Annotated in this window: 2 rRNA genes; both read right to left on the bottom strand. The window is 57.6% G+C overall.

Annotated features, from left to right (window positions below):
* Position 1: 1 nt before the first annotated feature.
* Positions 2-118: ribosomal RNA gene (gene rrf / locus DQ237_RS19280) — 5S ribosomal RNA — on the bottom strand.
* A 109-nt stretch (positions 119-227) separates the two neighbouring features.
* Positions 228-1506 (bottom strand): 23S ribosomal RNA (locus DQ237_RS19275); the annotation flags it as partial.

Below are 1506 nucleotides of genomic sequence, written 5' to 3'. Positions count from 1 at the left end.
TGTCCGGCGGCGTCCTACTCTCCCACCCCGTCTCCAGGGCAGTACCATCGGCGCTGAGAGGCTTAGCTTCCGGGTTCGGAATGTTGCCGGGCGTTTCCCTCTCGCCATGGCCGCCGTAACTCTGTGAACTTGAACCGACTGGTTCGTGCGTTCAGAACCGCACAGTGGACGCGTAGCAATCTCATTGACCTGACCCGGCCATCACAGAAGTTGTGTGTGGGTTGTGTGTGGTCAAGCCCTCGGCCTGTTAGTACCGGTCAGCTCCACACCTTGCGGTGCTTCCACTTCCGGCCTATCAACCCGCTGGTCTGGGCGGGGGCCTTACCCGGTTGACCCGGTGAGAGACCTCATCTTGAAGCGAGCTTCCCGCTTAGATGCTTTCAGCGGTTATCCCTGCCGAACGTAGCTAACCAGCAGTGCACCTGGCGGTACAACTGGCACACCAGAGGTTCGTCCGTCCCGGTCCTCTCGTACTAGGGACAGCTCTTCTCAAGTCTCTTACGCGCACGGCGGATAGGGACCGAACTGTCTCACGACGTTCTAAACCCAGCTCGCGTACCGCTTTAATGGGCGAACAGCCCAACCCTTGGGACCTACTCCAGCCCCAGGATGCGACGAGCCGACATCGAGGTGCCAAACCATCCCGTCGATATGGACTCTTGGGGAAGATCAGCCTGTTATCCCCGGGGTACCTTTTATCCGTTGAGCGACACCGCTTCCACATGCCGGTGCCGGGTCACTAGTCCCAGCTTTCGCTCCTGCTCGACCCGTCGGTCTCACAGTCAAGCTCCCTTGTGCACTTGCACTCGACACCTGATTGCCAACCAGGCTGAGGGAACCTTTGGGCGCCTCCGTTACATTTTGGGAGGCAACCGCCCCAGTTAAACTACCCACCTGACACTGTCCCTGATCCGGATCACGGACCGAGGTTAGACATCCAATTCGACCAGAGTGGTATTTCAACGGCGACTCCACGAACACTGGCGTGCCCGCTTCACAGTCTCCCACCTATCCTACACAAGCCGAACCGAACACCAATATCAAGCTATAGTAAAGGTCCCGGGGTCTTTCCGTCCTGCCGCGCGTAACGAGCATCTTTACTCGTAGTGCAATTTCGCCGAGCCTGTGGTTGAGACAGCTGAGAAGTCGTTACGCCATTCGTGCAGGTCGGAACTTACCCGACAAGGAATTTCGCTACCTTAGGATGGTTATAGTTACCACCGCCGTTTACTGGCGCTTGAGTTCTGAGCTTCGCCTTGCGGCTAACCCGTCCCCTTAACGTTCCAGCACCGGGCAGGCGTCAGTCCGTATACATCGTCTTACGACTTCGCACGGACCTGTGTTTTTAGTAAACAGTCGCTTCTCACTGGTCTCTGCGGCCACCCACCGCTGCCCACCGCAAGGATGTTGACAGTAGATGGCCCCCCTTCTCCCGAAGTTACGGGGGCATTTTGCCGAGTTCCTTAACCACAGTTCGCTCGATCGCCTCGGTATTCTCTACCTGAC

This window comes from Blastococcus sp. TF02-8, assembly GCF_003319175.1.
In the GTDB taxonomy this organism is placed as follows: domain Bacteria; phylum Actinomycetota; class Actinomycetes; order Mycobacteriales; family Geodermatophilaceae; genus Blastococcus.
The sequence above is the reverse complement of the archived record's forward strand: the minus strand, read 5'-3'. Positions and strand labels throughout refer to the sequence as shown.